Source organism: Rhodoluna lacicola (genome assembly GCF_000699505.1).
Lineage (GTDB): Bacteria > Actinomycetota > Actinomycetes > Actinomycetales > Microbacteriaceae > Rhodoluna > Rhodoluna lacicola.
The window spans coordinates 456,327-481,584 of sequence record NZ_CP007490.1 but is presented as its reverse complement, the minus strand read 5'-3'; the positions used below and the strand labels follow the sequence as shown (position 1 = coordinate 481,584).

The following is a 25,258-nucleotide window of genomic DNA, read 5'->3' as shown; positions in this document are numbered from 1 at the left end:
CAAGCCTATCGGTAGGCTGGGGCTGTGAACCTGTTGCCAACGAAGGCTGATTGGCTCGATGCTAAGCGAGCTCCAATCACAGACCTAGTCGCTGGTCTTACGGTTGCGATTGTTGCCCTGCCACTGGCCCTTGCCTTTGGAATCGCTTCCGGCATGGGGGCTGAGGCTGGACTCACCACCGCGATTATTGCTGGGGCGATAGCTGCCGTATTTGGCGGAAGCCGATTGCAAGTTTCAGGTCCAACCGGGGCAATGACCGTTGTTCTGGTGCCGATAGTGCATCAATTTGGAATTAGCGGCGTACTGCTCGTTGGTCTGTTGGCTGGTCTGATTTTGATTATCGCTAGCTTTGCAAAAATCGGTGAGCACGTACACCGATTACCTACCTCGCTGATTGAAGGTTTCACCGCGGGAATCGCAGTGGTTATTTCGCTGCAGCAGCTGCCATTCATAATGGGGGTTAGCCCAAGCGACTCAGAAAAAGTCTGGGCTGGAGCTTTTGAAAACCTCGTCTCAGGGCTCGCAGATTTCAACCCAGCTCCGGTGGCCATGGCCTTTGCCGTGATGGTTGGAATCCTGGTGTTCTCTGCCCGGTGGCCTAGAATCCCTTTCTCGCTCCTTGCCGTGGCTACCGCTGCGGCTGCGGCATATTTGTTTGGCCTTGAGGTTGAGACGATTGGCGAGTTGCCGGCTCGAATTGGCCTGCTGGGTTTTGATTTTCTAAATTCAAAAAATTACCTGGCACTTTTGCCGTCGGCATTTGCAGTTGCCGCACTCGCAGCGCTGGAGAGTTTGCTCTCGGCAAAAGTTGCCGACAAAATGCACGGCAATAACGAAAAGCATGATTCCAATCGTGAGTTATTTGGTCAAGGCCTGGCCAATCTGGCTGTCCCGTTCTTTGGCGGAGTACCAGCCACTGCAGCACTGGCAAGAACCGCGGTAAACGTGAAGTCTCACGCACAATCAAAGCTAGCGGCGCTGAGCCACGCAATTATTCTTGCCTTGGTGGTGCTGCTTTTCGCACCCTGGGTGGCGAAGATCCCTTTGGCTGCTCTAGCCGGAGTGCTGCTGGCCACCACAGCAAGAATGATAAAGCCGCGGGAGCTTGTGCAGCTTGCTCAAGAAACGCGACTGGATGCCATGGTTTTGGTGGCCACTTTTCTGGCCACGATTTTCATCGATCTAATATCGGCGGTAATTATTGGCTTGGTACTTGCCCTTGCCCTGCGCAAAACAAGGCTTGCAAAAATAGATAGACGATATCCGCCCGTCGATGCGAACGAGACTCTTGGCGACTAAGGAGCTACGCGGCCATTCTTGTTAAATGCCTCGTAGGTGTATGGCATTAACGGCGCCCAGAAATCTTCCATCTTCTCAGCACACATTTCGATTTCACGCTGAGGGAATGAAGGAAAGTGAGTACCTTCACGCTGGGTGCGAAGACTCAAGAAGTTCATCAATGCACGAGAGTTCATGGTGACGTACATGCTGGAGTAAATGTTGAGTGGCAAGACGATGCGAGCAACCTCACGGGCCACGCCAGCCTCGAGCATGCGCTTATACGATTCGTACGCGTGCTGAGATGCCGTGCGTGACTCCTGCTCAACCAAGGCAATCTGCTCGGCAGAACCTGGCAAAAACTCGTAGTGCCCTGTCTTACCAACCTGAACCAAATTGCGGTCTGGGGCTGGCACATAGAAAACCGGAGAAAGCTCCTTGTAACGGCCAGATTCCTCGTTGTAGCTGGCAATGCGGTGACGCATGAACTCGCGGAACACAAAAATCGGTGCCTGAACGTAAAAAGTCATTGAGTTGTGCTCAAACGGTGAGCCGTGGCGATCGCGCATCAAGTAGTTGATTAGGCCCTTGTTGCGCTTTTCGTCTTCAGCCGCATCGGTGTGGGCAGCGGCTGCCTCCAGAGTCTGCTCCCCCTGAGTCGAAACACGAGCTGCAAAGAGCACGTCTGAGTCTGAGGCGCTGGAGCGCACTAGTTCAACGGTTACGTCGCTTCGAAAAATGATGTCTGACACCCCTACAGCCTAGTCGTTTAGGCGCTGTGCCCTTTTCAACCACCGATAATTGACCGCCAAAATTGCGTGTAATAGAGGGTAACGGTTCAAACTGCATGGCCCGGCAGGTTTAGCCTTATTTCATGCCCATCGAGACCCGCGTCGCCCTGATCATTGGCCTGCTGGCCTTATCTGTCGCCGCCGGTTTAATCTGGCGAGCCAGAACGGGCCGGGCAAAGCAGGTAACCAAAGGCGAAATAATTAATCTTGCCGAAATCGGGGCCGTCAAAAACGGACAACCTGTAACCAAGTTTGGACAAAAGGTCACCTTTCTTCAGTTCTCGAGCGAGTTCTGCACCGCTTGTCGTCAAACTGCAAAACTTTACAGCGAATTAGAAAAAGTTCATCCAGAAATTTTGCACATCGAGGTGGACATAACAAACCGAGTTGACCTGGCCAATAAATTCAACATTCTTCAAACACCAACCACTCTGGTCCTGGATTCCCGCGGTCGCGTGACTTCAAGGATTGGTGGCGCCGTAAAGCAACAAACCATTCAAGACGAAATAGGAAGTTTCGAAATCTAATGAGCACATCAAATAACACCCCTGCAGGAATCGATCCCCGCGGTCCGCGCTTTGGAGCAACCATCACATCGGTGTTGCTGTTGATCACTGTGTTTCTGGCACTTGATGCAGCAACCCTTGGTGCGGCCTTCGGTCTACTGGTCTTAGTCACCGTATCTTTTGCTATCGGGGCTTTCTTGGGTAACTCAAAGCACCCCTACGGTTTGATTTTCAAAAAACTGATTCGTCCGCGTCTTGCGGCGCCAAAAGAACTTGAGGACCCTCGCCCGCCGCAGTTTGCGCAACTAGTTGGCCTGCTAGTTGCAGGTACCGGAGTTGTGCTTTACATTGCTGGGGCTCAGGGAGCCTTGGTATTTGCTGCTGGTGCGGCTTTTGTTGCAGCCTTTCTTAACGCTGCATTTGCCTTTTGCCTTGGCTGCCAAATGTATGTTGGCCTGCAGCGCATTGGGCTAATCAAAAAGCACTAGTCGTCGCTTTATTTTGGAATAGAGCTACTTGGCAAGACCGATGGCCTTGCGCATGGCTGCGCGTGCTCGTCTGCGATCACCGCAGGCGTCATAGGCAAGGCTCAAGTTGAACCACGAGTGAAAATCTTCTTCATTTTCTTCGGCAAGGGCGCTCCACTTTGCAAAAGCCGCGTCTGCTGAAGATCGAATAGCGCGACCACTGGGACGAGTTTCAATCCCTAGATCAGGCCAGGTTCCCTCGGCCTCGATGCGGGCAACAAGTTTTTCTGCGGCCAAGCCAAACCTGAGCTCAACAATTGTTGCCCAAACCGCCAGCAGTGGAAAAGCAAGAATCAAGGCTCCCATTACCTGACCAATCAGGACACCGGTAAACAGCAGCGTGATGCCGGTGTTAGCTAACAGCACGACGTAGAGAAGCAGTAGCGCAGTCATTACAAGTGCGCCTATTTTTGCCCTTGACACGTGGCTGCTATTTCTGCGAGCTTGCGTCAACGACCGACTGTAAACCAACGGTCAAGCCGCGACTTTGAGCTGCGAGACGAATGCTTAACAAGATTCCGTGAACGTAAGAACGAATCGACGAAACCTCGTGACTGATAGTTAGGACCTCGCTTTCGCCGCCAAAGACTACGTCTTGCTTGGCTGAAACTCCGGATAGTCGAATGCTGTGAATCGGAACGCCGGCAACTACCTCGCCGCGTGCCTCCTGACCTACACCTGGAATCAGTGGTTGAGTCAAACCCTTGCGCGCATCGGCAATCATCTCGGCGGTTCTTACCGCAGTACCAGAAGGCGAATCAATCTTTCCGGCGTGGTGGGCCTCAACAATTTCAATTGAGTCGAAGAATTTTGCGGCCTGTGCCGCGAAAGAACTAGCCAGCATGGAACCGATTGAGAAATTTGGAATCACCAGCACGGCAGCATTTGAATTTGACTCAAGTTTCCTTTGTAGTTCTGCAATTTTTGCAGCAGACCAACCGCTGGTGCCAATGACTAGTTTCAAGTCATTTGCAATAGCGAAGTCTGCAACTCGTTCACTTACTTCAAGGCGAGTTACCTCAAAAATTACGTCGGCACCAAGCGCCTCGGTAAGTTCGCTCTTTGAATCTAGAGCAGCGTGAAGTTGCAGGTCCTGGGCGGCATCGATTAGCTCAATGGCAAGCTTGCCCATACGTCCGGTTGCACCGACTACAGCTACTTTGATTGACATGCCTTAATCCTAGATAAACTCTGCGAAAGTTGACTCATCTAGATCGCCTACCGCCACGATAGAACGCTCCCGCCTAATCAAATCTGTAGCCAGATTTTGAACGTCTGCCAAGGTCACGGCATTTACGTGAAGCAAAGAATCGTCAAGATCAAAAAATTCACCATTTACGATTTCGGCGCTGATCAAACGGTTCATGCGAGCCATGGTGCTCTCATATTTCAGGGCCAGGCTGCCAGAGATGTTTCCCTTGGCAAGTTCTAGTTCGTCTTGGCGAATGCCATCGGTGGCAATTTTCTCAAGCTCGGCCACCATTAGACGGGTCACCTCTGCGGTCTTGGCTGGTGAACAACCCGCGTACAAACCAAAGTATGCGCCATCTGAATACCCCTGGTTGAAAGAGTAGACAGAGTAAGCCAGGCCGCGCTTTTCGCGAATTTCTTGGAACATGCGAGAACTCATTCCGCCACCAAGCACGGTGTTTAGAATTCCCATGGCGTAGCGACGCTCATCGTCAGCAACCAACCCCTGCATGCCAAGCAAAACATTTGCCTGCGCGATTGGACGCTGAATCACTTTTAGTTCAGTTCCGCGTGAAATTCTTGCCGGGTGCAGCAACCGGCGCTCTACCGGGTTGGCTTGTTTGTTCAAGTCCCATCCAGCCTCAATTAGTGCAGTCTCAACCAAATGAATTAGCTGACCGTGCTCTACCCCACCGGCTGCCGCAATTACCAAATCTTGTGGGCGGTAGTTGTCTTGGTAGTGTCCCCAAACCGCATCGCGAGTAACGGCAGAGATTGTTTCGTTGGTACCACCGATAGGCCTGCCCAGCGGGTGGTCGCCAAGTACGGCCTGGGCAAAAGCTTCGTGCGCCACGTCTTGCGGATCGTCGTCATTCATGGCGAGCTCTTCAAGAATTACGGTGCGTTCGTTTTCAAATTCTTTGGGGTCAATCAGCGAAGACGCAAGCATGTCGCCGATGACATCAACCGCCAGCGGTAGCGCCTTGTCTTGAACGCGCGCGTAGTAACTGGTGTGTTCCTTACCGGTCGAGGCATTGGATGAGCCACCGACGGAATCAAACGCAACTGCAATTTCTAGTGCGCTGCGCTTTTTGGTGCCCTTGAACAACAGGTGCTCAAGAAAGTGAGTGGAGCCAAAGTGGCCATCGGTTTCGTCTCGTGAACCAACCGCAACTGAAAACGACACCGATACGCTTTGCGCACCTGGCATGTGTTCCGTTAAAACGCGAACACCGCTTGGGAGGATAGAACGGCGAACCGTGCTACCTCCCGAAGCGGTGAACGAAAGGTCGCTCTGGTCTAGCGGAAATAGAACTTCACTCATGGCTAAACCGGAACTTTCTTGTTAAGCGTTTTACTCTTCGTCTGAATCTGATGCGGCTGCATCACCCTCAACAACCGGGGCTAGTGAAAGCTTTCCGCGGTCATCGATCTTGGTGATCTCAACCTGTAGCTTCTGGCCAACCTCAAGAACGTCTTCAACATTCTCAACGCGCTTGCCAGCCATCTTCTTTAGTTCAGAGATGTGTAGTAGACCGTCCTTGCCCGGAACTAGTGAAACGAAAGCACCAAAGGTAGCTAGCTTCACAACGGTTCCTAGGAAACGCTCGCCAATCTCAGGGACGTGTGGGTTTGCAATTGCGTTAACCGCAGCCTTAGCAGCTTCTGCTGATGGGCCATCGGTTGCACCAATGTAAACGGTACCGTCGTCTTCGATAGAGATGTCAGCGCCAGTGTCTTCCTGGATCTGGTTAATCATCTTGCCCTTTGGACCAATGACTTCACCGATCTTGTCAACTGGAATCTTCACCGCGATAACGCGAGGAGCAGTAGGAGCCATCTCGTCTGGCTCAGAAATTGCCTGTGCCATTACGTCAAGAATGGTTAGACGTGCTTCCTTAGCCTGGGTAAGTGCGCCAGCAAGAACTGATGCAGGAATACCGTCAAGCTTGGTGTCTAGCTGAATCGCTGTGATGAAGTCGCGAGTACCGGCAACCTTGAAGTCCATGTCGCCAAGTGCATCTTCGGCGCCAAGGATATCGGTGATTGCTGCGTACTGAACCTTGCCATCAACGGTGTCAGAGATCAGACCCATTGCAATACCTGCTACCGGAGCGCGAAGTGGCACACCAGCGTTTAGAAGTGCAAGAGTCGAAGCACAAACAGAACCCATAGAGGTTGAACCGTTTGAACCAAGAGCCTCAGATACCTGACGTATTGCGTATGGGAAGTCCTCGCGCTTTGGCAGAACTGGAACCAACGCGCGCTCAGCAAGAGCACCGTGACCAATCTCGCGACGCTTTGGAGTACCCACGCGGCCAACTTCACCTGTTGAGTAAGGCGGGAAGTTGTAGTTGTGCATGTAGCGCTTTGACGTCACTGGGCTCAGTGAGTCAATCTGCTGTTCCATCTTCAACATGTTCAAGGTGGTGATACCAAGAATCTGGGTCTCACCGCGCTGGAAGATTGCTGAACCGTGAACGCGAGGAATAACTGCAACTTCTGCATCAAGGGTACGAATGTCACGAAGACCACGGCCATCGATACGGATGTTTTCCTTCAGCACGCGAGTACGCATAATCTTCTTGGTTACTGACTTGTAAGCAGCAGAGAACTGAGCCATCTGCTCTTCTGAAAGCTGAGCTTCCAACTTCTCTTTGGTTGCAGCCTTCAGTGCATCGTCGGCATCCTGACGCTCAACCTTGTCAGCAATCTGGTAAACCTTTGCAAGTTCCGCACCAGCTGATGACTCAACCGCAGCGAAAACTTCATCGGTGTATGGCAAGAAGGTTGGGTAGTCAGCAGTTGGCTTTGCAGCAACTGCAGCCAGGTCGGCCTGAGCTTTAACCAAAGCCTTGATGAATGGCTTTGCAGCCTCTAGACCCTCTGAGACAACTTCTTCTGAAGGAGCCTTTGCACCAGCAGCGATTAGGTCCATTGCGTTTTCAGATGCTTCAGCTTCAACCATCATGATTGCAACGTCTTCGACGCCGTTCTCAACGATTACGCGACCAGCAACAACCATGTTGAATACTGCGCGCTCTAGCTGAGAGTGCTTAGGGAAACCAACCCACTGACCGTCGATAAGTGCAACGCGCACACCACCGATAGGACCAGAGAATGGCAGACCAGCAAGCTGAGTTGACATTGAAGCTGCGTTGATTGCAACTACGTCATACATTTCGTCAGGCTCAATTGCCCAAACGGTAACTACAACCTGAATTTCGTTGCGAAGACCATCAACGAATGATGGGCGTAGTGGACGGTCGATCAAACGACAAGCAAGAATTGCCTCAGTTGATGGACGACCCTCGCGACGGAAGAAGCTGCCTGGAATTCGACCAGCTGCATACATGCGCTCTTCAACGTCGATAGTTAGTGGGAAGAAGTCGAACTGATCTTTTGGCTGCTTGCTTGCAGTGGTAGCCGAGAACAGCATGGTCTCTTCGTCGATGTAAACCGCAGCCGCACCCTGTGCCTGCTGAGCTAGTCGACCGGTTTCGAAGCGAATAACACGCTTACCGAATTTGCCGTTATCGATAACGGCTTCTGTTGCTTTGATTTCTGGACCTTCCATGGTCCCTCCTCTTTTATCCTCATTGCACAAAAATTGTGCGCGAACGAAGACGGCAAGAGATTGCCCGTGATTTTTTTGAGGGATGCCCTGGTCTGCAGTAATAAAACTTGAATCGAAGCGTTTTCTTGAATCAAGGTCTACAACCGAAGACCAGCAAACCTGCCGTCTTGGTACCCCTCTAGGCTATCAGCCACCCGTCAAAAGGGCTAGGGATAAAGAAAAACCCCGCCGAAGCGGGGTCTTCCGAAGTTCAAATTAGCGGCGTTTTGGCGCAGCCGAACGAGCTGAACAGCGCGAAGCCAAAATTAGCGACGAAGCCCTAGGCGCTCGATTAGAGCACGGTAGCGGTTGATGTCTACGCCCTGTAGGTAGCCAAGTAGACGACGACGCTGACCAACCAGGATCAATAGACCACGGCGTGAGTGGTGGTCGTGCTTGTGCTCCTTTAGGTGCTCGGTTAGGTCCTTGATGCGCTGAGTCAGAACTGCGATCTGAACCTCAGGAGAACCAGTGTCGCCTGGCTTGGTTGCATACTCGTTGATAATTGCGGTTTTTACTGCTGCATCTAATGCCATTTGGTCCCTTTCAAGAACTAACTGCGCGGCGCTCAAAACGGGTTGTTTTGGCTCTCTTTATCCGCGGCCGATACACGGCAACCTCACGAGTCTAATGGAATTCAAACACCGATGCCAGCCCAGGCCTCTAAAAGCTTAGGTGGGCGCACTATTTTGGGGTCTTTGAGGGCCTTAGCGCAACAATGAAGACGAAGGGCTGTAGCCAAATCAGCAGCAACCACGCGCCACCAAATCCGGCGTCTCGCATGCGACGAACCGTGGCCGTCAATAGTGGGAAAAATGTGGCAAAGCTAGCCAGGTTTCCGATTGGAGTAGCCGCCGTGGCGTCAGCCAGGGCCCTTTCAAACATGGACCAGTCGGCAACGGTGGGATTCGTTTCAATGTAGGCGAAAAGTTCGTTGGCTGACTCGGTAGCGCGACGGGACAGTTCAGGAAAAAGGATTTGATCAAGCTGACCTGTCACCAGGCTAAGCAAGACAAAAAACAGAATGAAAAACCAGTATTCGCGTCTTGTAGCGACTCCCCTGAAGTTGAAGTATTTTTTGAAGGCCACGCCTACGGCTGCCGCAAAGGAAATCTTTTCTGAGCTCATGTCCATAGTTTAGAGCGCAAAAGTCCCCAACCAGCTAGGGGGAAGAGCTGGTTGGGGACGGTTTGTTGAAATTTGGGTTTTAGCCTCGTCGCTAATGGTCCTCGTCTTCGTTGTCATCATCATCGTCCTCGCGTTCGTCATGATGATCCTCACGTTCCTCGTAAGCAGAATCTTTTCCTATTGAGTCCCAGGAATTGGAGCTGGATCCATATGAACCAGCGGATGGGGTTGCACTGGACGTGTTTCCAAAACTCAAGCTAGAGGGATCAGGAAGTTGAACCTTGATCGAATCTGGCTTTGGCTCTGTTGCAGTTACAGGAAAAGTAATGACGGCTTGATTCGCTGCTTGAGCAGCCAAATCGGACGAATCAAAAGACTCAGACTGTGCCCCGGCCGAATATTCCTGTGGACTTGCAGCACCAAGAATTTGCCCGCCGTTCAGGGTAGAAAGATTTCCGGCGGTTAGGTCATCGGCGGTCAGGTTGTTCGCAACGATGGTGCTGGCAATAGCGGTTCCACCAAAAAGCCCCACCGCGCCGACCAGCCCTAGCGCAGTTAGGCCGGCGACTCGAGTGCCGCGAGACTGCTTGCGGGTGCGGATTGGCTTCTCGTAGAGATATGGGCTGTCGTTGTTTTCCATGTCATTAGATTTGCACCGCAGCTTGAGCGAAGTGGCAAAAAGCCCTGAGTTTTACCTGTGAATCAATAAGTCGACTAGACCGCAAGAACGGTTCGAATCTTTGCCAAATCGCGATTTATTTCTTCAACCAAATCTTCTACACCGTTGAACTTTGCCGCCGGGCGAATGAACTCAATAAACTCCAGCGTCACAATCTTGTCGTAGAGATCCACATCGTCACGATCAAGTATGTGTGATTCAACTAATCGGGGCACCGCTTGGAATGTCTCATTAATTCCAACTGAGTGGGCGGCGGGGTATCGGTGTTCGTCGACCACTAGCCAGCCGGCGTAAACGCCATCGAGCGGCAGGTAGCCCTCGCAGTCGCGCGCCATGTTTGCAGTTGGAAAGCCGATGCTGCGCCCGATTTTTAGTCCGTGTTCGATCATGCCGACACAGCTGTGAACGTGCCCCAGCATTTTGTTTGCCGTGGTGACATCTCCCCTGTCTAGCGCTTCTCTTATTGCGCTCGAGGAAATTTTTACACCATCAAGCATTTCACTGGAAACTACCCGAACTTCAAAACCAAGTTGCTGACCTAACTCACGCAAAAGATCAACATCGCCAGCACCCTTGTTTCCAAATCTAAAGTCTTCGCCAACTAAAACTATCTTTGCCCTGAGGCTGTCAACCAGAATAAGTTGCACAAACTGCTTTGGGTCAAGCTGAGCCAGCTTCTCGTCAAAAGGCAACGTGACCAAGATGTCTGCGCCCTGCGCCTCAATTAAGTCGTGTTTTTGTGTGGGACCAATCAAAGGTAATTTTGCATGTCCTGGTTTCAGCAGGGCATCTGGGTGACGATCAAAGGTGACGACCACTGATTGAATGGCGTGCTCCTGAGCAGCTGAGGATAATTCCTGAATTAACTTTTGGTGGCCCAGGTGAATGCCATCAAATTTACCTATCGTTACGGCGGAACCGGTAAAGCCCCCTGCAACCTGATCTAGAGCGGTGATTGAGTGCATCAGTTTTTGTGCGTCTTTCTAAGCCAAAGCAAACCAAGCACCGGAAGAACCAGTGGAACGTATCCATATCCTTGACCAAACTTTGACCACACCGATGGATGTGCGAATAGTTCTGGAAGGGTAAAGCTCAAAAGGCCAACTGCGATCACACCGGCTAGCTCAAAGACAATCGTGATCAATGCAAGACGGCGAAACTTTGGCCGGGCTAAGGCTATTGTGGCGACGATATAAACCAGACCCGCAAGTGCCGAGAGTGAGTACGCTAGCGGTGCCTCTTCAAACTTGGTGGCCAACTGATAGGTGGCTCGAGCCGATGAAGATATGGCAAATACCGCGTAAACCGCGATTAGCAGGCGGCCGACACCTAAGTTCTTTTGCGGGGTTGACATGTCCCCAAGCCTAACAAGACCGGAAGCCCAACTACTGAGGGTCAGGAATAGTGGCCTTTGGTAGCCCTTTTTCTACAATTTTCACGGCCAGAATTCGAACACTCTCTGGAGTTGGAAGCATGGTTCCAGAGGTGATTACGCCCTGGGACTCCTGACGGAGCAGATACCGTCCGGCCGTGCGAACTAAAGCAGATTCTTCACCCATGAAATCAAGGTAAACCGAATAAATTGCCTGATAAGGGAAGGCTGCCTCAATGCTTCCCTCGGGCGCTGTGGGCTTCACCTTTGGATCAAGGGAAATCTTTAGTTGGTCCCCATCCATTTTTGCAACCAGCTGAGTCGAGGCCGAATAAATAGTCTCTGTGGCCGGTAGCACCGCGGTGTCGATGTTTCCTGGTTCGGTCAGGATTGCCGCGATGGTTGAACCGCTGAAGGTGGCCGCGCTGTAGGCAGCAATTGCAATTGAACCGTTTTCGGTGGGAGTCGCAAGTTCGATATCGGTGACTTTAGAATCTGCAACCGATGAAAGCTCTAGCGGGCTTCCGGTGATAGTTTCAATCCAGCTAGACAGGCTGGCTTTTGCTGCCGGGGTAGCTTGCTTTGGCAGAATTATTTTTAGGTCTGGCAAATCAATTCCGGAGTTGTCAGCCAAAATTTTTGGATCATTCCATTTGGTGATTGTTCCCGCAAAAATCTCTGCCACCGTTTGAGCGCTCAGGTAAATTTCATAGGCATCACTTATGTTGACCACCAGAACCGCAGCGTCCAGAGCAAAAGGAACACTCAGAAAAGCGCCTTGCTGGGAATTCAATTTCTCAGAAGTAATCATCAGCCCACTCTGGTTTGTCAAAGTGTCGGCAACTGAAAGTTGCATGTCCGTGCAGCCAACAGCCATGGCGTCAGCCCAGCCCAGGCCTAAGTCGGCAATAGCTTCAGGAAGTTGCAGTTCTACAACCCCAGGCTCACAAAGCACATTCTGCTCTGCGAGGGCAACCTTTAGGTCTTCAGGCATGGGTGGGTCACAGGCGGTTAGGGTGAAACTCAACCCTATTGCCACAGCAATTGCCGAAATTTTTTTGACTACCTGCATTTGTGCTTCCTTTTTATGCGCAAATCAGGGGTACGATCCCAATAAGGTCGTACCCCTGAAATGCTTTTCAGTTTTTTTGCAAACAGACTCGTTACTTGATCTTTGCTACCAGTGAGTTTGCGGTCTTCAACAATCCACCTGAAAGTGAAACATAGTTCAACTTTGCAGCTTCCTTAGGTGAACAGGTGTTCAAGAAGTACTTTAGGTACTCGCCAGTTGCCTTGGCCTTTGCGGTGCCAGCCTTAGTTGGGGCAATGCCGTAAGCAAGAAGAGTCAGGTTGTAGCCACCCTTTACAACTTCGTTGTAGTCAAACAACACAACACCCTGAGGGTTTACGAGCTGCTTTGACAGGAACAACTTAGCGGCGTTAACCGATGGCTTGATGAACTGGCCGGCGCCATTCTGCACAGCAGCAAAGCTAAGTCCAGCAGTAGCGGCATCAGCTAGGTCGGCGTATCCAATTGAGTAGGGCAGTGACTTCATCGCTGCGATTACACCGGCAGACTTTGCGCCACCGGTTCCCTTGGAGCTGCCAGACGCAGTTGCCCAGGCGTCATTAGCTACCCAGGGCTTACCAACAGTCTGTGACATGTAGTTTGCAAAGTTGTTTGTGGTTCCAGAGCCGTCAGAACGGTAGGTAATCTGAATGGTCTCATTCGGAAGCTTCTTTGCAATCGCCTTGTTTACGGCAGCGATGTTTTTGTGGTTCCACTTGGTGATCTTGCCAAGGAAGATGTCGCTAATCAACTTTGGAGTGAGGTTCAAATTCTTTACACCCGGAATGTTGAACAAGACACCAACTGGTCCACCTACAAGCGGCACATAGGTGAAGTTTGAAGGCTCCTTGCCCTCAGCAAATAGAGAGTCACTGCCGGCGAACTGAACAGTTCCTGCGGTGTACTTTGTCTTTCCTGTGCCAGAACCATCTGGTGAGTAAGTAACGGTGTGTGCTGTGTAGGCAGCCGCACAGGTCTTCTGAATCGCGCCCATGTATGACGATCCTGATCCGGCGATGGTCTCGCCCGCGTGTGCCGCAGGTCCAACTAGAGCAACCGATGCTACTAGGGCTGCTGCAGCGACAATTCCGCTAACTTTGCGCATGTATTTTTCTCCTTGTTTAAGTTCTGCTTCAGAACACTCTTATTCAAGAGTTATGAAGTTAACTAACCCGCTTAACCTTTGAAACGTCAGGCGAAGCGAAGGTTAACAGTTGGTTATCCAAAGTGGCCGTTTACGTAATCGTTTGTGCGTGGATCGATTGGTTTGTTGAACACATCCTCAGTGTCACCAAACTCAACTACACGGCCGGGATTTCCATCTTCCGCAAGGAAAAATGCAGTCTTGTCTGAGACTCGCTGTGCCTGCTGCATGTTGTGAGTAACAATGACGATTGACATTGACTCCTTGAGCTCCAAGATGGTTTCTTCGATGCGACGGGTAGAGCCAGGGTCAAGAGCTGAACAAGGCTCATCCATAAGCAACACCTCTGGATTCATGGCGAGGGATCGTGCAATACATAGACGTTGCTGCTGGCCACCGGATAGCGAAATCGCGGGATCGTTCAAACGGTCTTTTACCTCTGTCCACATTGAGGCGCGCTTCAAAGATGTTTCCACCAAGTCATCAGAGATTTCATTTTTGCGGCCAGAAAGCTTGAGCCCAGAAAGTACGTTTTCTTTGATGGACATAGTTGGAAACGGGTTTGGCTTTTGAAAAACCATGCCCACACGAAGGCGCACTGAGGTTGGGTCAACCTCTTCACCGTAGATGTCTTGGCCATCAAGCAAAACACTGCCGGCAAGCCCAGCTCCCGAAATTAGCTCGTGCATGCGATTGAGGGTGCGGATAAAGGTTGACTTGCCGCAACCCGACGGGCCAATGAGTGCTGTTACCTCATTGGAAGGAAACTGCAGCGATACATTCTTTAGAACGTGACGTTCCCCAAACCAGACGTTAATGTCCTTGGATTCTAGATAGAAATTTGAAGTCGACATTGGGGCTACTTTCCTTTAACTTCTGATCTTGGGGTTTTCTTAGCGGATTTTGGGCTTGAAGCAACTCGGGCAGCAATAAACAAAATTCCAACCAACATCAGTAGCACCAACGCCGCTCCCCAGGCGCGCTGAATACTGGTGTCGTATCCCAAGCTGACGTACCCGTATAGGTAAGTAGGGATTGTTGAGATTCCACCTTCAAGCAAGTTCAAGTTGGTTGTATTTGCCAATGAAGTGGTGAGCAGCAGCGGAGCAGTTTCACCAATGATTCTTGCTACACCCAGAAGAACCGCAGTGACCAACCCTGACTTTGCCGCGGGCAGAGTCACCATCGAAAACGCGCTCCAGGCAGAAGCCCCTAACCCAAGGGCACCATTTCTAAGTTCGGCCGGCACCAAGCGGAGGGATTCTTCGGCAACACGGGCAACCGTAGGCAGCATGAGCGGAATCAAAGCCAAGGACCCGGTCCAACCCGCGTAGGCGGTGAAGCCAGAAAGAATAAGCATTGAATAAATGAACAATCCAGTAACCACCGATGGCAAACCAGACATGGCCTGAAGCAACATTCTGATCAGGCCGCGGCTCTTACCGCGAGTCTCAGTCAGGTAAACCGCCGTTGCCAATGCCAACGGAACCGTGATGATTGTGCTCAAGCCCACGATCAACAAGGTTCCTAGAATCGCGTGGCCAACACCACCTATCTCAAGGCCTGTTGTCGGAGTGACGTATCGGTCATTCTGGTAGATGAATTGCGGACTCAGTGTTGAGAATCCAGCTTGCACAACTGACCAGAGCACAGAGACCAGCAACACAAATACGAAAGAACCAAGGAACATTGTGGCGACTACAAGAAGGCCATCTAGAATTCCACGACGTCCGTAAATCAACACGCCTGCAATTGCCGAAGAAACTGCCTGCATTGGCAGAAATGCCAAAAGCAAACCGGCCATGAAGTCCAGTTGTAGCGTCACTAGTAGCAAAAGAAAAACCGCAGCTGGAATAACGCTGGTGACAAAGAGAATGATTCTAGAGCGAACACTGATTCTTGACCACGGTGCTGCAGTTTTTGGTCTGCTAACCGGGTTTAAGTCGATTACTTTCTCCATGGCTGAGCCTTTACAACGATGAACGAGGCGAGAGTGTTGATCAGCAGTGTGAAACCAAATAGCACGACACCGGCGGCTAAAAGCGCAGATACTTCGTCAGCAGTTGCCTCGGCGAACTTGGAGAGGATTAGTGACGCGATTGCACCACCCTCAGGTAGCACGATTCGGAACCAGTTGACTTCATCGAATACCAAGTTCAACACGAAGAAAATCGCTACGGTCTCACCGACCGCACGGCCAAGGGCAAGTAATACCCCGCCGACGATACCGCCGGCTGCAGTTGGCAAAATTACTTTGCGGAATGTTGATTCGCGATTTCCACCCAGGGCAAGCGACGCCTTGATGAGGTCTTGATCGATCTGACTGAAAATTTCGCGAGTGATAGACGCGATGATCGGCACAATCATGACCGCAACAATGAAGCCGGCGATGAACGGAGTGCGCAAGAAGTTATCGGCGTCGTTCTCGAACATTGGCAAAAAGCCAAGTGAGTTGTGCAAAAGTTCACCCCAGTGTGCACCAACCGGGCTAAATACGGATAGCCCCCAAAGGCCAATCACCACCGATGGAATGGCAGCCAACAAGTCAACTAGCAATGCGGTGGATTTAGCCAAAGGCTTTGGTGCCATGAATTCAATGAAGTAGGCGATAGAAATCGCCATTGGCACTGCCAGAGTCACACCGATAGCTGCAATCAGGAATGATCCGTAGAGCATCGGACCGATTGAAAACGTTGGGTTGTCAATTGTGTTGTCCCAGCCTGAGCCAAAAACAAAATCAAAGAAACCAAATTTTTCGAAAGTTGGCCATGCCCGCAGGCTAAGGAAGAACATGATTGCAACGACTAAAACGATGGTCGAATATGCGGCCACCGTGGCTATCCCGTAGAAGAGTCGATCCGGCGTTGAGGTGGCCTTCACCGACAGCTTGCGCTTTGGTGGAATCACATCAGCGAGGTCGGTGGTCATGGCTCAATCTTCAAGAAGCCGTATGAAGAAGACCTTTTCAGGAGGTTAACGGCAGGTGAATAACTTGGCCAAGTATTTTTAGAATTGCCCTAATTCAATAGCTTCCGGTCCATATCTGGCTCATTCTCACCAGCATCACCGCCACGGTGAGCGCCCCTACCCCAAGCACCACGGTTGACCACCTAGAACGTTCAATCAGCGCCCAGAAGGCCGCCGCCACGGGAATCATCAGGGCCACGATTAGGTAGGCAAAAAACTCCACGGTGTCCTGCTTGGCCCGCTCCCCTGAAATCACAAGCACTATCGAAGCCACGAGTTGCACCAGCAAACCCACCTGAACCAGCGCAATCGCTCCAATGGAAATACCACTGGGCTTGCGCTTGGCAAGCCCCATAACGATAGTCATCAATCCAACTGCGGTCGCCAGGAAGAGTTGGGCGCTGTAAAGCCACGCAATCATGATTCCACTCCAAACACAACCAAGGATTTAAGATCTTTGCCGGAAACGGTAAGCATGGCAACTAGCTTTCCATCGGCATCAATTCCGGCAAATGGTTGCGCTCCCTCTCCGCTAGCTTTCAATCTTTTTCCATGACGCAAATCAATAACTTCTTGATCGCTCAGGTTTCGGATTTCAAACTGCTGCTTTGCAGCGATTGAAATATCAAGCACCGATAGCGTTTCCTCGGTCAGTCCTTCTAACTCCTGTGCCTGCTCAATCTTGTAATTCCCGATTCGGGTGCGACGTAATCCAGTGAGATGACCGCCAACGCCAAGCGCTGCACCAAGATCTCTGGCAAGAGCGCGGATGTAGGTTCCAGATGAGCAGTCAACCTGAACCTCTATGTCAAAGTATTTGTGTCCGTCTTGCTCGGTTAGTCCAACCGGTTTGATTATTTTAAAAGTTTTGATTTCAACGGCTCGGGCGGCTAACTTAACTTCGTTACCAGAGCGAACCTTTGCATAAGCTCGCTCGCCGTCAACTTTTATTGCACTTACGGAACTGGGAACCTGCATGATGTCACCGCGAAACTGTTCAAGTGCATGCTCAATGGCTGCTTCATTCAATTCAGCAATTTTTGTCTCGTCACCGTAGACCAAGACATCGGACTCTTTGTCATCTGTGATAGTGGATGCACCTAAGCGAATGGTTGCAAAGTATGTTTTGTCTTCGCCAACTAGAAAGGTCAGCAATTTGGTGGCGGAGTTGATGCCGATCAAGAGCAGACCGGTTGCCATTGGATCCAGGGTTCCGGCGTGACCCACCCGGCGGGTTCCAGCTACTTTGCGAAGCCTGGCCACCACATCATGACTGGTCCAGCCCTGCGGCTTGTCAATCAGCGCTAGCCCAGAAATCATTTATTTTTCGTCAGCCTCGTCATCGTAAACATCTTCGGCTGCCAAGTCGGCGTCCTCAGGATCAACGATAATCTTTGGTTCTTTATATGGATTTTCATCGCCGGCAAATTTAGCTTCCGCGGCTAGACGCGCCACCTCGGCATCGCGGTTGCGGGCCTCGGCTAGCAGGTCGTTCATGTGGGCAGCGGTTTCTGGAATTTCGTCCAGCACGAATTCAACGGTTGGGGTTAGCCGAATGTTGAGCTTGTGGCCAACCTCACGACGAATAATTCCTCGGTTTCGCTCAATGATCTCAGAACTGCGAGCCTTATCTTCGGCACTGCCGTAAACGGTGTAGTAAATGGTTGAGTGCTGCAAATCAGGAGTCACCTTGACATCGGTAATGGTGACGAAGCCCAAATCTGGATCCTTAACCGCGCGCTCAAGCGCCTCGGCAACAAGTACCTTAATTCTTTCCGCTAGTTTTCTAGCGCGGGCTGCGTCAACCATTACCTAATCCTGTTTGCTAACTAAACGCGTGGCTTTTCACGCATTTCAAATGTCTCGATGATGTCCTCAAGCTCAAGCTCGTTGAAACCAGCCAGACCGATACCACACTCGAAGTCGGTCTTGACTTCGGTTGCATCGTCTTTGAAGCGCTTTAGCGATTCAATCTTTAGGTTGTCTGCAATGACCTTGCCATCGCGAAGAACGCGTGCTGAAGAGTTTCGCTTGATTGAACCTGAACGAACAATCGAACCTGCAATGGTGCCAACCTTTGAAGACTTGAACAGCTCGCGTACCTCAGCGGTACCCAACTGGAACTCTTCGTACTCTGGCTTGAGCATGCCCTTGAGCGCCTTCTCGATATCGTCAAGCGCTGCATAGATAACTGAGTACTGACGAATGTCCACGCCCTCGCGGTCGGCACGTTCCTTAGCCTTGTTATCTGGCTTGACGTTGAATCCAATGATGATTGCTGAGTCAACGGTTGCAAGGTTTACATCTGACTCGGTAATTGCACCAACACCTCGGTGGATGATGCGCAACTGTACTGAGTCATCAACCTCAATCTTGAGCAATGAATCTTCAAGTGCTTCAACAGCACCCGATACGTCACCCTTGATGATGAGGTTGAGTGCCTCAACCTTGCCATCTTCGAGAGCCTTGGTGAAGTCCTCAAGGCTAACGCGCTTGCGAGTCTTGGCAAGCAATGCGTTGCGGTCAGCGGCTTCACGCTTTTCGGCGATCTGACGCGCCTGACGCTCGTCTTCGGTTACCACAAAGGTGTCACCCGCGCGAGGGACTGACTGTAGACCAAGCACCTGCACTGGGCGACTAGGCTCGGCTGCTTCAACAGCGATACCGTTTTCGTCAAACATTGCACGCACGCGACCGTGAGCAGCACCGGCAACAATTGAGTCACCAACGCGCAAGGTACCGGACTGAATCAGCACTGTTGCAACCGATCCGCGGCCCTTGTCAAGATTGGCTTCAATGGCAACACCACGAGCGTCCTTGTTTGGGTTCGCGCGCATATCTAGAGCTGCATCGGCAGTCAAAAGCACTGCGTCAAGAAGATCCTTGATGCCCTTACCGGTGAGCGCGGATACATCAACAAACATCACATCGCCACCGTATTCTTCAGCAACCAAGTTGAACTCGGTTAGTTGCTGACGAATCTTGGCAGGGTTAGCGCCTTCTTTATCGGTCTTGTTTACAGCAACAACGATTGGCACACCGGCAGACTGAGCGTGGTTCAATGCTTCAATGGTCTGCGGCATCACGCCGTCATCAGCCGCAACAACAAGAATTGCTACGTCGGTAACCTGGGCACCACGAGCACGCATGGCGGTAAACGCCTCGTGACCCGGAGTATCAATGAAGGTAATCGCGCGATCAACGCCTTCGTGCTCAACGTGAACCTGATAAGCACCGATGTGCTGAGTAATTCCACCGGCTTCGCCAGCGATCACGTTTGAGTTTCTAATGCTGTCCAGCAAACGAGTCTTACCGTGGTCAACGTGACCCATCACGGTTACGACTGGAGGTCGAGCAATTAGATCTGCCTCGTCGTCGTCGTAATCGGTAGAAACGTCAAGGCCAAATCCTTCGAATAGCTCGCGCTCTTCGTCTTCTGGAGAGACAACTTCAATCTTGTAGCCAAGCTCTTCACCCAGAATCTGAAAAGTCTCTTCGTCGAGCGAGGCTGTTGCGGTTGCCATCTGACCAAGTGCGAAAAGCACGGTGATCAGCTGGCCAGCTGTGGTGTCAATCTTGTCGGCGAAATCCTGAATCGATGAACCGCGACGCAAACGCAAAACGGTTGTACCGTCACCGCGTGGAACGATTGCACCACCAAGTGATGGCGCGTTGGTGCGCTGTTCGAACTCTTCGCGTTTTGCGCGCTTTGACTTACGAGCCTTGCTCTGACCGCGAGCACCACCCTTACCGAAAGCACCAGCGGTTCCACCGCCAACGCCACGACCACGACCACCACCTGGACCGCCGCCCGGACGACTAAAGCCACCGGCACCCGGAGCTCCACCAGGAGCACCGCCGCCAAAACCTGGACGAGGTGCACCAGAGAAACCACCCGGGCGACCCGGGGCTCCGGCACCTGCCGGACGGCCGGCGCCACCAGGGCGACCAGCTCCACCAGGACCGCCTGCACCAGCAGGACGAGGACCACCCGGACGAGGTGCACCTGGGCGACCCATTCCTTGCGATGGTGAGAAAGGATTGTTACCTGGACGCGATACCGGGCGAGGAATGCCCATTCCCTGTGCAGACGCGAACGGGTTGTTACCCGGACGTGGAATACCCGGAGTTGGCGAAGGAGAAACCGGAGAGGCTTTGGCTGCCGGCGCGCTAGGTACTTGTGCAGCTGGTGCAGGAGCGGCCGGTGCCGACGGTGCGGCTACCGGTTCTGTCGCAGCAGCGTTCGGGTCTTTAGGTGACGGTGCACCAGGTGCGGCGGCCTCGGCCGGAGCATCGGTGTTTGCCTCTGTTTTTGCGGCTGTCTTTTTTGCCGGGGCCTTTTTAGGCGCCTCTTCTTTTGGCTTGGCATCCGGGAACGCCTCGCGAAGTTTTTTTGCAACCGGTGGAGCGATCGTTGATGATCCGCTCTTTACGAACTCTCCGAGTTCTGCAAGTTTGGCCAAAGCAACCTTGGAATCAATTCCAAGTTCCTTGGCGATGTCGTATACGCGTGGAAGCGCCACTTGTTTCTCCTGTCTGGGGCCTTCCCTAGACAGGTCAGGCCGTTAAAGCTGTTGGGTACTCATTTCGAGTTACTCATTTTTTGCCAACATCGTTTCTGCCTGTTCTTTAGTGAATACAAGACCTGATGAATCAACCTGATTAGTAAGTTTCAAAGCTCTGCCAAAGGCGTTGCGTTGAATAGCTAGTGCTAAACAGTCTGAACTTGGATGAATCCACGCTCCCCTGCCGGGCATATTCTTTAGGTGATCAAAAGCCAAAAGATTGGAATTTGAGACTATTCGCAAGAGTTCTGCACGCTGAGAGCGCTGGCGACAACCAACGCAGGTTCGATTCATTCTAACCCCTGAATAGCCCACTCCGATAGGGCTAATCGTCCTCGAGGATACTGTCCGGCTGAATGTCAATCTTGGCACCGGTTAATTTGGCTGCCAAGCGGGCATTTTGGCCCTCTTTTCCGATTGCCAACGACAACTGGAAGTCTGGAACAAGCACGCGAACCGACTTGGTAGCGGCATCGAGCATGAATGAACTGGATACCTTGGCCGGTGATAGCGCCTGGGCCACAAATGCCGGTAGGTCCTCAGAAAAATCAACAATGTCGATTTTTTCGTCGTTTAATTCGGTCTGCACCGCGCGAACTCTTTGGCCCAACTCGCCGATGCAAGAGCCCTTGGCGTTGACGCCCGGCTCATGGGCTCGAACCGCGATCTTGGTGCGGTGACCGGCCTCGCGAGCGAGCGAGACAATCTCAACTACGCCACTGGCAATCTCTGGAACCTCCATGGCAAACAACTTGCGAACCAACGAAGGGTGGGTGCGAGAAACCGTGACCATTGGACCACCTTTGGCACCCTGGTTAACCGCGGTGACATAAACACGAATGCGCTTGCCATGAGAGTAGTCCTCACCTGGGACCTGCTCTTCGGGAGGCATGATCGCCTCAATGGTGCCCAGGTCAACGTAAACCATGTAAGGTTTTTGCCCCTGCTGAATCACACCGGCAACAATGTCACCCTCTTTGCCTTTGAATTCGCCTAGCAAGGTCGCATCGTTGATTGAGCGGATGCGCTGGGCAATTACCTGCTTTGCAGCTCCGGCCGCAACGCGCCCAAAGTTTTCTGGAGTTGCCTCAGTCTCGCCAATCTTGTTGCCCTCTTCGTCAAAAGTTGGAACGTAGATGGTTACGTGACCGGTGGTTTTGTTTAGTTCAGCTCTGGCCTCAGGAACCTTTGGCGCATCGCGATCAAAAGTTTTTGGTCCAATTTTCGCGGCTGCTCCGGCCGCAGGCTCGGATTTGGCAACCATCTTGTGATAGGCGGCAAGGATCGCGTCTTCAATAACGCTGACTAGTTCATTGAACGGAATTTCGGCTTCGCGCTCAAGGACTTTCAGAACACTTAGATCGATGTCCATTAGTTGCCTCCTTGGCGGGTCTTAAGTTTTTTAGCCTTTTACAATTTCTGCTACAGCCGATTCTAGTCGCACAGACCGGCGCTCTCCAGATCGGCGATTCCAAAGGTCCACCTCACCGTTTTCTAGACCTTTACCCACAATGACAATATTTGGAACACCGATAAGCTCGGCGTCGCCAAACTTCACTCCCGGGCTCACTTTGAGGCGGTCATCCAAGATCACGCTCTTGCCTTTTGCTTCTAGTTCGGCGGCGAGCTTTTCGGCGGTTTCATAAACCACCTCGTCTTTTCCGGCGGCGACGAGGTAAACATCTGCCGGTGAGACCGCGGCTGGCCAGATTAGGCCGTTTTCATCGTGGTTAGCTTCGGCAAGCACGGCCACCAAACGAGTTACACCAATGCCGTATGAGCCCATGGTCACTGTGATGAGTTTGCCGTTTTCATCGAGCACCTGCAGACCAAGCGCCTCGGCATATTTGCGCCCAAGTTGGAACACGTGGCCAATTTCAATTCCGCGGGCAAGTTCAAGCGGGCCCGAGCCATCTGGAGCTTGGTCACCGGCACGAACTTCGGCGATGTCAATTACTCCATCGGCGCTGAAGTCACGTCCAGCAACCAGGCCGTAAACGTGCTTATCTTTTTCGTTTGCACCGGTCAGCCACGCGCTTCCCTCAACAACCCTGGGGTCAAGAAGATATCTAATCTTGCTAACACCTTCTAGTCCAAGAATTGCCTTACCATCTTTGACCGGACCAATGTAGCCCTTGATAAGTTCCGGATGCTTCGCAAAGTCGTCTTCGTTGGCCTGCTCGATTTCGTTTGGTGAGAAAGCTGCCTCGGCACGCTTTATATCTACTTCACGATCACCCGGCAAGCCCACGATGACAAGCTCGCGCTTGCCCTCTGGAGAGATCAACGCCATTACGTTGTTCTTCAGTGTGTGGGCAGCGGTCCACTCAGCACCATCGGTGCGCTTTTTATTTTCGTTAGAAAAAGCCACGATGCGCTTGATGTTTGAGCATTCCGGTGTGTGCACGATCTCGGCAGCCGGTTGACCATCGATTGCAATCTTTTCCGGTGCAACAGTGGCAACAGCCTCAACGTTTGCCGCATAACCTCCAGCTGAACGAACAAATGTATCTTCACCAATTGGCGATGGCGACAAAAATTCTTCCGAGGCCGAACCGCCCATGGCACCGGCGTCTGCCTTAACCACCACGTAATCGACTCCCAAGCGGGTAAAGATGCGCTCGTAGGCATCTCGCTGCGCTTGATAGGAGGCGCGAAGACCTTCATCGGTGGTGTCGAAGCTATAGGCATCTTTCATCACAAATTCGCGGCCGCGCAGCAAGCCAGCGCGAGGGCGAGCTTCGTCGCGGTACTTGTTTTGAATTTGGTAGATAGAAAGAGGTAAGTCTTTGTAGCTGGAGTAAAGATCTTTCACCAAAAGGGTGAACATTTCCTCGTGAGTTGGAGCCAAAAGGTAATCTGCTTTTTTGCGGTCCTGAAGACGGAATAGATTATCGCCGTACTCTGTCCAACGACCGGTAGCTTCGAATGGTTCACGTGGAAGCAGCGCCGGAAAAAATACTTCTTGGGCTCCAGCTGCCGCCATCTCTTCGCGGATTACCTGCTCAATTTTTGCCTTGACTGCCAAACCAAGTGGAAGCCAGGTATAAAGGCCGGCTCCAGCGCGGCGAATGTATCCGGCACGTAGAAGTAGTTTGTGACCAGCGACATCGGCGTCGGCTGGATCTTCGCGAAGAGTTCGCAGGAAAAGGCTGGATAGGCGAATAGGCATGGGGACAAGTTTACAAGGGCAAAAAGCCCAAACCACGACCGATAAAAGCCGAGCTGACTAGTCTTTTTGGGCGACGACAACCTGCGGTGAACCGACCAAGGCAGGGTCCATCGTTTCGGCAAGGCGATTTGCCTCTTCGATGAGAGTTGCAACGATCTCGCTCTCGGGAACTGTCTTGATGACTTCACCCTTGACGAAAATCTGCCCCTTGCCGTTACCCGATGCAACACCTAGGTCTGCCTCGCGGGCTTCGCCCGGACCGTTCACGACGCAACCCATAACTGCAACGCGCAGCGGAACGGTGAGTTTTTCAAGACCAGCGGTCACCTCGTTGGCCAATGTGTAAACATCAACCTGGGCACGACCACAGGATGGGCAACTTACAATTTCAAGCTTTCGTGGGCGCAGGTTCAGCGATTCAAGAATCTGAGAGCCAACTTTAATTTCTTCTACCGGTGGCGCCGAAAGTGAAACTCGAATGGTGTCGCCAATGCCGCGAGAAAGAAGTGCACCAAATGCAACTGAAGACTTAATGGTTCCTTGAAATGCTGGGCCGGCCTCAGTAACACCAAGGTGAAGTGGCCAATCGCCTCGCTCGGCGAGCATTTCGTAAGCCTTAACCATGACAACCGGGTCATTGTGCTTCACCGAAATCTTAAAGTCGTGGAAGTCGTGCTCTTCGAAAAGACTTGCCTCCCAGACGGCCGATTCAACCAAGGCCTCGGGGGTTGCCTTGCCGTACTTTTCCAACAGTCGTGGGTCAAGCGAACCCGCGTTTACACCAATGCGAATTGATACACCGGCGTCTTTCGCGGCTTTTGCAATCTCGCCAACTTTGTCATCGAACTGTCGGATGTTTCCCGGGTTCACGCGAACAGCGCCACAACCAGCATCAATGGCCTGAAATACATATTTTGGCTGAAAGTGAATATCAGCGATTACTGGAATTTGTGATTTGCGTGCGATTAGTTGCAAACGATCTGCGTCGTCTTGACTAGGCACGGCGACTCGCACGATGTCACAACCCGATGCGGTTAGTTCGGCAATCTGCTGCAAGGTTGCGTTGACGTCAGTAGTTGGAGTGGTACACATTGACTGCACTGAAATTGGAGCATCGCCACCCACCGCAACCTTGCCCACCATGATTTGGCGAGTTTTACGGCGTGGAGAAATAGTTGGGGGTGGGGTCTTTGGCAGACCCAGGTTTACTGCAGCCACGTTTGCTCGCTTTCAGGTATGACTAAATCTTAAGT

General features: G+C 51.9%; 26 protein-coding genes. 3 read left to right on the top strand and 23 right to left on the bottom strand.

Translation table 11 applies throughout. The annotated features are described in order from the left end of the window. Positions 1 to 24 precede the first annotated feature (24 nt). The gene (locus RHOLA_RS02330; RefSeq protein WP_051636204.1) at positions 25 to 1,299 is read left to right on the top strand and encodes a SulP family inorganic anion transporter; all 1,275 of its coding nucleotides are present in this window, start codon (positions 25 to 27) and stop codon (positions 1,297 to 1,299) included. Here the strand turns inward: RHOLA_RS02330 and thyX are convergent. After that, positions 1,296 to 2,030, bottom strand: coding sequence for an FAD-dependent thymidylate synthase (gene thyX, locus RHOLA_RS02325; RefSeq protein WP_038502099.1), 735 nt, complete (start codon positions 2,028 to 2,030; stop codon positions 1,296 to 1,298). The two genes, RHOLA_RS02330 and thyX, sit on opposite strands and share 4 nt — an antisense overlap. Before the next feature lie 122 nt (positions 2,031 to 2,152). Between thyX and RHOLA_RS02320 the strand changes: the two genes are divergently transcribed. Then, positions 2,153 to 2,596, top strand: coding sequence for a TlpA family protein disulfide reductase (locus RHOLA_RS02320; protein WP_038502097.1), 444 nt, complete (start codon positions 2,153 to 2,155; stop codon positions 2,594 to 2,596). Then, positions 2,596 to 3,063 carry a DUF4395 domain-containing protein gene (locus tag RHOLA_RS02315; RefSeq protein ID WP_038502096.1) on the top strand — a complete coding sequence of 156 codons (468 nt, stop codon included), beginning with the start codon at positions 2,596 to 2,598 and terminating at the stop codon, positions 3,061 to 3,063. The genes RHOLA_RS02320 and RHOLA_RS02315 overlap by 1 nt, the downstream gene beginning before the upstream one ends. Before the next feature lie 24 nt (positions 3,064 to 3,087). Here the strand turns inward: RHOLA_RS02315 and RHOLA_RS02310 are convergent, their stop codons facing one another. From RHOLA_RS02310 to ispG, 22 genes are all read right to left on the bottom strand, one after another. After that, positions 3,088 to 3,495 carry a hypothetical protein gene (locus RHOLA_RS02310; RefSeq protein ID WP_084321347.1) on the bottom strand — a complete coding sequence of 136 codons (408 nt, stop codon included), beginning with the start codon at positions 3,493 to 3,495 and terminating at the stop codon, positions 3,088 to 3,090. A gap of 37 nt (positions 3,496 to 3,532) precedes the next feature. Further along, positions 3,533 to 4,273 carry a 4-hydroxy-tetrahydrodipicolinate reductase gene (gene dapB, locus RHOLA_RS02305; protein ID WP_038502093.1) on the bottom strand — a complete coding sequence of 247 codons (741 nt, stop codon included), beginning with the start codon at positions 4,271 to 4,273 and terminating at the stop codon, positions 3,533 to 3,535. A 9-nt stretch (positions 4,274 to 4,282) separates the two neighbouring features. Further along, on the bottom strand, positions 4,283 to 5,617 hold the full coding sequence (locus tag RHOLA_RS02300; protein WP_038502091.1) for a M16 family metallopeptidase: 1,335 nt from the start codon (positions 5,615 to 5,617) through the stop codon (positions 4,283 to 4,285). A 30-nt stretch (positions 5,618 to 5,647) separates the two neighbouring features. After that, positions 5,648 to 7,870: a polyribonucleotide nucleotidyltransferase gene (locus RHOLA_RS02295; RefSeq protein ID WP_038502089.1), complete on the bottom strand. Its 2,223-nt coding sequence runs from the start codon at positions 7,868 to 7,870 to the stop codon at positions 5,648 to 5,650. Between the two features lie 305 nt (positions 7,871 to 8,175). Further along, the gene (rpsO, locus tag RHOLA_RS02290) at positions 8,176 to 8,445 is read right to left on the bottom strand and encodes a 30S ribosomal protein S15 (RefSeq protein WP_038502087.1); all 270 of its coding nucleotides are present in this window, start codon (positions 8,443 to 8,445) and stop codon (positions 8,176 to 8,178) included. A gap of 148 nt (positions 8,446 to 8,593) precedes the next feature. After that, positions 8,594 to 9,037 carry a DUF805 domain-containing protein gene (locus RHOLA_RS02285; RefSeq protein ID WP_158384489.1) on the bottom strand — a complete coding sequence of 148 codons (444 nt, stop codon included), beginning with the start codon at positions 9,035 to 9,037 and terminating at the stop codon, positions 8,594 to 8,596. 91 nt (positions 9,038 to 9,128) lie between these two features. Beyond that, entirely contained in the window at positions 9,129 to 9,677 is a 549-nt protein-coding gene (locus tag RHOLA_RS02280; RefSeq protein ID WP_038502083.1) for a hypothetical protein, read from the bottom strand. Between the two features lie 74 nt (positions 9,678 to 9,751). After that, positions 9,752 to 10,681 (bottom strand): bifunctional riboflavin kinase/FAD synthetase, encoded by a 930-nt coding sequence (locus tag RHOLA_RS02275; protein WP_038502081.1) that lies wholly within the window; start codon positions 10,679 to 10,681, stop codon positions 9,752 to 9,754. Then, positions 10,681 to 11,070: a hypothetical protein gene (locus RHOLA_RS02270; RefSeq protein ID WP_038502078.1), complete on the bottom strand. Its 390-nt coding sequence runs from the start codon at positions 11,068 to 11,070 to the stop codon at positions 10,681 to 10,683. The genes RHOLA_RS02275 and RHOLA_RS02270 overlap by 1 nt, the downstream gene beginning before the upstream one ends. Before the next feature lie 31 nt (positions 11,071 to 11,101). Then, on the bottom strand, positions 11,102 to 12,160 hold the full coding sequence (locus RHOLA_RS02265; protein ID WP_038502076.1) for a substrate-binding domain-containing protein: 1,059 nt from the start codon (positions 12,158 to 12,160) through the stop codon (positions 11,102 to 11,104). A 91-nt stretch (positions 12,161 to 12,251) separates the two neighbouring features. Further along, positions 12,252 to 13,262, bottom strand: a complete 1,011-nt coding sequence (locus tag RHOLA_RS02260) for a substrate-binding domain-containing protein (protein ID WP_051636203.1) — start codon at positions 13,260 to 13,262, stop codon at positions 12,252 to 12,254. A 113-nt stretch (positions 13,263 to 13,375) separates the two neighbouring features. Then, positions 13,376 to 14,155, bottom strand: coding sequence for a phosphate ABC transporter ATP-binding protein PstB (gene pstB, locus RHOLA_RS02255; protein WP_038502074.1), 780 nt, complete (start codon positions 14,153 to 14,155; stop codon positions 13,376 to 13,378). Positions 14,156 to 14,160: 5 nt separating this feature from the next. Further along, a complete protein-coding gene (pstA, locus tag RHOLA_RS02250) occupies positions 14,161 to 15,261 on the bottom strand; it encodes a phosphate ABC transporter permease PstA (protein ID WP_051636202.1) in 1,101 nt (366 codons plus the stop codon). Beyond that, positions 15,249 to 16,229, bottom strand: coding sequence for a phosphate ABC transporter permease subunit PstC (pstC, locus tag RHOLA_RS02245; protein WP_038502072.1), 981 nt, complete (start codon positions 16,227 to 16,229; stop codon positions 15,249 to 15,251). Before pstC ends, pstA begins: the two co-directional genes overlap by 13 nt. Positions 16,230 to 16,323: 94 nt before the next feature. After that, on the bottom strand, positions 16,324 to 16,689 hold the full coding sequence (locus tag RHOLA_RS02240) for a hypothetical protein (protein WP_038502070.1): 366 nt from the start codon (positions 16,687 to 16,689) through the stop codon (positions 16,324 to 16,326). After that, complete coding sequence (truB, locus tag RHOLA_RS02235; RefSeq protein WP_038502069.1) at positions 16,686 to 17,588, bottom strand: tRNA pseudouridine(55) synthase TruB; 903 nt, start codon at positions 17,586 to 17,588, stop codon at positions 16,686 to 16,688. The genes RHOLA_RS02240 and truB overlap by 4 nt, the downstream gene beginning before the upstream one ends. Beyond that, on the bottom strand, positions 17,589 to 18,077 hold the full coding sequence (gene rbfA / locus RHOLA_RS02230) for a 30S ribosome-binding factor RbfA (protein ID WP_038502068.1): 489 nt from the start codon (positions 18,075 to 18,077) through the stop codon (positions 17,589 to 17,591). It abuts the gene before it with no gap. A 20-nt stretch (positions 18,078 to 18,097) separates the two neighbouring features. Then, the gene (gene infB, locus RHOLA_RS02225) at positions 18,098 to 20,791 is read right to left on the bottom strand and encodes a translation initiation factor IF-2 (protein ID WP_038502067.1); all 2,694 of its coding nucleotides are present in this window, start codon (positions 20,789 to 20,791) and stop codon (positions 18,098 to 18,100) included. Positions 20,792 to 20,860: 69 nt separating this feature from the next. Further along, positions 20,861 to 21,127 (bottom strand): DUF448 domain-containing protein, encoded by a 267-nt coding sequence (locus RHOLA_RS02220; protein ID WP_051636201.1) that lies wholly within the window; start codon positions 21,125 to 21,127, stop codon positions 20,861 to 20,863. 31 nt (positions 21,128 to 21,158) lie between these two features. Then, positions 21,159 to 22,205 (bottom strand): transcription termination factor NusA, encoded by a 1,047-nt coding sequence (nusA, locus tag RHOLA_RS02215; protein ID WP_038502065.1) that lies wholly within the window; start codon positions 22,203 to 22,205, stop codon positions 21,159 to 21,161. A 30-nt stretch (positions 22,206 to 22,235) separates the two neighbouring features. Next, complete coding sequence (locus RHOLA_RS02210) at positions 22,236 to 24,005, bottom strand: proline--tRNA ligase (protein WP_038502063.1); 1,770 nt, start codon at positions 24,003 to 24,005, stop codon at positions 22,236 to 22,238. A 57-nt stretch (positions 24,006 to 24,062) separates the two neighbouring features. Next, a complete protein-coding gene (gene ispG / locus RHOLA_RS02205) occupies positions 24,063 to 25,223 on the bottom strand; it encodes a flavodoxin-dependent (E)-4-hydroxy-3-methylbut-2-enyl-diphosphate synthase (protein ID WP_038502061.1) in 1,161 nt (386 codons plus the stop codon). Between the last annotated feature and the right edge of the window lie 35 nt (positions 25,224 to 25,258).

Bases quoted from the DNA above. Each gene is read 5' to 3' on its own strand.
- RHOLA_RS02265 (WP_038502076.1), bottom strand. From the start codon at position 12,160: ATGCAGGTAGTCAAAAAAATTTCGGCAATTGCTGTGGCAATAGGGTTG.
- RHOLA_RS02295 (WP_038502089.1), bottom strand. From the start codon at position 7,870: ATGGAAGGTCCAGAAATCAAAGCAACAGAAGCCGTTATCGATAACGGC.
- RHOLA_RS02270 (WP_038502078.1), bottom strand. From the start codon at position 11,070: ATGTCAACCCCGCAAAAGAACTTAGGTGTCGGCCGCCTGCTAATCGCG.
- dapB (WP_038502093.1), bottom strand. From the start codon at position 4,273: ATGTCAATCAAAGTAGCTGTAGTCGGTGCAACCGGACGTATGGGCAAG.
- RHOLA_RS02310 (WP_084321347.1), bottom strand. From the start codon at position 3,495: ATGACTGCGCTACTGCTTCTCTACGTCGTGCTGTTAGCTAACACCGGC.
- nusA (WP_038502065.1), bottom strand. From the start codon at position 22,205: ATGGACATCGATCTAAGTGTTCTGAAAGTCCTTGAGCGCGAAGCCGAA.
- RHOLA_RS02275 (WP_038502081.1), bottom strand. From the start codon at position 10,681: ATGCACTCAATCACCGCTCTAGATCAGGTTGCAGGGGGCTTTACCGGT.
- pstC (WP_038502072.1), bottom strand. From the start codon at position 16,229: ATGACCACCGACCTCGCTGATGTGATTCCACCAAAGCGCAAGCTGTCG.
- RHOLA_RS02315 (WP_038502096.1), top strand. From the start codon at position 2,596: ATGAGCACATCAAATAACACCCCTGCAGGAATCGATCCCCGCGGTCCG.
- RHOLA_RS02285 (WP_158384489.1), bottom strand. From the start codon at position 9,037: ATGAGCTCAGAAAAGATTTCCTTTGCGGCAGCCGTAGGCGTGGCCTTC.
- RHOLA_RS02240 (WP_038502070.1), bottom strand. From the start codon at position 16,689: ATGATTGCGTGGCTTTACAGCGCCCAACTCTTCCTGGCGACCGCAGTT.
- RHOLA_RS02210 (WP_038502063.1), bottom strand. From the start codon at position 24,005: ATGCCTATTCGCCTATCCAGCCTTTTCCTGCGAACTCTTCGCGAAGAT.
- truB (WP_038502069.1), bottom strand. From the start codon at position 17,588: ATGATTTCTGGGCTAGCGCTGATTGACAAGCCGCAGGGCTGGACCAGT.
- pstB (WP_038502074.1), bottom strand. From the start codon at position 14,155: ATGTCGACTTCAAATTTCTATCTAGAATCCAAGGACATTAACGTCTGG.
- rbfA (WP_038502068.1), bottom strand. From the start codon at position 18,077: ATGGTTGACGCAGCCCGCGCTAGAAAACTAGCGGAAAGAATTAAGGTA.
- pstA (WP_051636202.1), bottom strand. From the start codon at position 15,261: ATGGAGAAAGTAATCGACTTAAACCCGGTTAGCAGACCAAAAACTGCA.
- RHOLA_RS02220 (WP_051636201.1), bottom strand. From the start codon at position 21,127: ATGAATCGAACCTGCGTTGGTTGTCGCCAGCGCTCTCAGCGTGCAGAA.
- RHOLA_RS02300 (WP_038502091.1), bottom strand. From the start codon at position 5,617: ATGAGTGAAGTTCTATTTCCGCTAGACCAGAGCGACCTTTCGTTCACC.
- rpsO (WP_038502087.1), bottom strand. From the start codon at position 8,445: ATGGCATTAGATGCAGCAGTAAAAACCGCAATTATCAACGAGTATGCA.
- RHOLA_RS02280 (WP_038502083.1), bottom strand. From the start codon at position 9,677: ATGGAAAACAACGACAGCCCATATCTCTACGAGAAGCCAATCCGCACC.
- RHOLA_RS02260 (WP_051636203.1), bottom strand. From the start codon at position 13,262: ATGCGCAAAGTTAGCGGAATTGTCGCTGCAGCAGCCCTAGTAGCATCG.
- RHOLA_RS02320 (WP_038502097.1), top strand. From the start codon at position 2,153: ATGCCCATCGAGACCCGCGTCGCCCTGATCATTGGCCTGCTGGCCTTA.